Genomic DNA, 3,889 nt, shown 5'->3' with positions numbered 1-3,889 from the left:
ATATAGGAATCCATATCTTCAAGTTGCTAGAACAAAACATCAAGAGCGAACAAATGATTTCATCCACTATTCATGAAGTAGCACACGATTATTACTCTCTAGGTAGGGACGTTGCTTTACCCATAATTAAAAGAAAGGATGAAATTGTGGAAATTTCAGGAGTTGCTTTATTCAACAAAGACAAAATGGTCGGGAAATTATCGGCTGAAAATAGTTTTTACCTTAAATTGGCTAGAGATTTTCATAAGGCCGCCATGTTTGAAACGAAGATTCCTAAAGAATCACTACCAGCTTCACAAACACAGGAATCTCAAGAAGATATTACAGTAGTGATTGATACTATCTCTACGAAGAAAAAATTGAAACTCATTAATCCGGACACACCGGAATTCGACATGCAATTCACAGTTCGTGGAAGATTATTAGAAATAGAAGCAAATATGGATATGGACAATCCAAAAAATGTGCAGAAATTGGAAGAAGAAATCGAGAAAAGTATGTCCAAGAACCTTGCAAAAATACTCGTTTATTGTCAGGAAGTGGACTCCGATGTTTTTGGTTTAGGTGAATTTTACCGAAGCTCGGTCAGAGAGCCCAATCTCACTTATGAAAAATGGCATGAGATGTATAAGGACGCGAAAGTAAATTTTAAAGTGGACTTTACCGTTCTTAGAAGTGGGATTTTCGAATAAGCTTGAGCGAATATTCTTATCCCTCTTTCTCTGTTTATTGTTCTCCATTACGAGTATGTTGGCCAATCATGACAGACATAAACTGTTTAAAAAACTTGTCATAGTCGATATCGAATGCGATGCGATGTTTTTTATTTCCGTCATTTTTTGATTCAATATCGTTCTTTATATTCGCGATACTTTGCCCTCGTTCTGATCCTTCCAAACGCTGTACAATTTCAACGGTCGAATTTCCAAAGATAAATAATTCCGGTTGAATTGTTGCCATTAGGGTCAGCACATCGTGCAGAGGTCCCCCTGTAAGCAAGGGATTACGTTTTTTATAAAATTCAATATAGAATTCCATTAAAGGTTTAATGATTTTGGCTTTACCAAATTGATCAATATACTCGACCATTTTGGGAGTGACAATTGCCTTTTGTGATGCATTCAAAGGGATAATGGTTACATTTTTTGCGTATGTAAGAACAATCTTCACCGCTACAGGATCCCCATGAAAGTTTGCCTCAGCCACAGTTGTGACATTCCCTGGAACCCAAAATGCCCCGCCCATAATGAAGAATTCCTGTACCGAACTCATTAGGTCTTTATACAAAATGAACATGGTCGCGAGCGATGTAAGGCGTCCTACATTTACAATGACCAATTCATCCCGATGCGCTTCTAATATTTTTACAATTTCAAGAAAGTTTTCATCGATTGTCCCTTGTTTTACTGGAATAATTGGTCCAAGCCCATGTTCCCCGTGGATTTCTGGATAAAAAATAGGTTGCTCACCCGTCAAAGGAACTTCAGCGCCTAAAATAACAGGAATATCTTTTGGGAAATCAAACAAATCGAATAAATAGTGAATATTAGAAACTGCATCTTTCCTGGAAACATTCCCATAGTCCGCAACAACACCTACTATTTCAATTTCATCATGTAAATACGCATAAATTAAAGCCATTGTATCATCAATTCCGATATCCCCAAAAAACAACACTTTCTTCACTCTAAACCACCTCTTAGATATAATAGCCACTCTCTTACAATCTAGTTCTTTTTTTATATACGCTCTATATTTTTGAGATATACCATTTCGTGCAGGAAACTATTGTAAAAAAGTTCAATGACAGAAAAAAGTATATCGAAAAAAGAAAATCGGGCTAGTAGTGTGTAACATTTGGGTAATAACTAAGTAGAAAATAAAGAATGGAGAATACTGAATGGATATACATAATGGCTCACTTTTCTGGCCGACTACTTTCCCACTTAGAAAACCTTTTGAAGTTAACGAAAGGTTGGATTGCTATGATGTTGTCATTGTGGGTGGTGGCATGTCAGGGGCTTTGACTGCATTGGCTTTAACCGATGCCGGGCTAAGCGTAGCGATATTGGATAAACGACAATTGGCCACTGGCAGTACAATGGTAAATACCGGGTTCATTCAGTATTCGAATGATATTATGCTACATGAGTTAATCGATCAAATTGGTGAACGGGATGCTGTACGATATTATCAAATGTGTTTGGAAGCCGTTAAGGATTTAGAAACCATATCAAATCGTCTTCCTATTTCTTCTGATTTTATCGTACGACCAAGTATCTGTTTCGCAAGTTAAGATGCTGATGTCAAAAAAATAAAAGAAGAGTACGAAACATTGAGAAAGCATGGTTTTCCATGTGATTACTGGACCCCTGATGAAATGTCGGAAAATGTGTCTTTCACAAAACCTGGCGCATTTGTGACATATGAGGATGCCGAAATGAATCCGTATCGCTTAGTGAATGGAATATTAGAATTGATTGAAGAAAAAGGGACGCATTTATTCGATTTTGTTGAAGTGACAGATTCAATGACACAAGAGGACTGCATATTAATAAAGACAACTGCAGGTACTTTTAATGCTAAACATATAATTTATACAACGGGTTATGAAACTACTCCGGTTGGGAAAAGGATTGGTGCAAAAATCAATCGTTCATATGCAGTTGTAACAAAACCCATTGACCAGATTACACAATGGTATCAACGAGCGTTTATTTGGGAAACAGCTAGACCATATCTTTATATTCGAACAACAACAGATAATCGAATCATTGTTGGTGGTTTGGATGAAGAGATAGCCCATGCGCCGAAATCACTGGAACTGATTAATGAAAAAGCCGAAAAGTTGCTGATTCGAATACAAGAACTTTTCCCTCATTTTCAAATTGAACTGGATTATGCTTATGGCGCTACCTTCGGTGAATCGAAGGATAACATGCCATTTATCGGACAACATCCTACCAAGAAAAATCATTATTATTTACTCGGATATGGTGGGAATGGTACAGTCTATAGCATGTTTGGTTCACAAATATTGAGGGATTTAATAATTGATGGCCATCACCCCGATGCCCATTTAGTGCAACTGGATCGTAAATATGGTGTTAAATAAGTTAAAGGCAGTCTCCAAAAATGGAGACTGCTTTTTTATTGGCTCGTTGAGTAGCTGAGCGATAACTCAGTCTAACTTTTTGGGTTTCACGACTGAAAAAGTAGCGTTCACATCTGACTTTTGCAGGTTCACGTCTGAAAACGACCTTTGAGACATCTTGACTCATCGCTTACTGGACGGTTACAGCCTCTTTTTTTGCATAAATTGATGAAGCAGTTTCGTTCTTTAAATGTACGCTGATTCGCTCGATATCTGTGCTGAAAATCCGGTCTTCATCCATCGATGGGACAAATGCTCTGAATTCATTCCATTTATCCTGTAACAATGGAGACATTTTATCTTTGCCTCTGTACTCCGAACCTTGCAATGCACAGAAAGCTTCGATTGCCAACACGCGTCGTGCATTTTGAATCATATTTCCAGCATGACGTGCGCCGATTGTCCCCATGCTCACATGATCTTCCTGATTAGCCGAAGATGGGATTGAATCAACCGAGGCTGGATGTGCAAGCGTCTTATTTTCCGATACTAAGCTTGCCGCCGCATATTGCAGAATCATGGCACCTGATTGAAGTCCTGGTTGTGGGCTTAGGAAAGGCGGTAATCCTTCGTTCAATTGTGGATTGACCAATCGTTCGATTCGGCGTTCCGAAACATTCGCAAGCTCCGCAACTGCTAATTTCAGAAAGTCCATCGCAAAAGCAATCGGCTGACCATGGAAATTACCTCCTGAAATGATGACTTCCCCATCCTCAAAAATCAATGGATTATCTG

At 38.4% G+C, this 3,889-nt stretch carries 3 protein-coding genes and 1 pseudogene; 2 read left to right on the top strand and 2 right to left on the bottom strand.

Annotated elements, in window-relative coordinates; all coding sequences use genetic code 11:
• On the top strand, positions 1 to 692 hold a 692-nt coding region (locus tag AC1DSB_RS15875), incomplete at its 5' end, for a Ger(x)C family spore germination C-terminal domain-containing protein (protein WP_477587081.1).
• Positions 693 to 726: 34 nt separating this feature from the next.
• On the opposite strand, the gene AC1DSB_RS15870 is transcribed toward AC1DSB_RS15875, so the two are convergent.
• Positions 727 to 1,686: a nucleoside hydrolase gene (locus tag AC1DSB_RS15870; RefSeq protein WP_477587080.1), complete on the bottom strand. Its 960-nt coding sequence runs from the start codon at positions 1,684 to 1,686 to the stop codon at positions 727 to 729.
• 214 nt (positions 1,687 to 1,900) lie between these two features.
• On the opposite strand from AC1DSB_RS15870, the pseudogene AC1DSB_RS15865 reads away from it, so the two are divergent.
• Positions 1,901 to 3,115: pseudogene (locus tag AC1DSB_RS15865) on the top strand (NAD(P)/FAD-dependent oxidoreductase).
• 169 nt (positions 3,116 to 3,284) lie between these two features.
• On the opposite strand, the gene AC1DSB_RS15860 reads toward AC1DSB_RS15865, so the two are convergent.
• The coding region (locus tag AC1DSB_RS15860; protein WP_477587079.1) for an aromatic amino acid lyase at positions 3,285 to 3,889 on the bottom strand (605 nt) is incomplete at its 5' end.

This window comes from Paenisporosarcina sp. P4_E4_2, assembly GCF_056401595.1.
The sequence above is the reverse complement of the archived record's forward strand: the minus strand, read 5'-3'. Positions and strand labels throughout refer to the sequence as shown.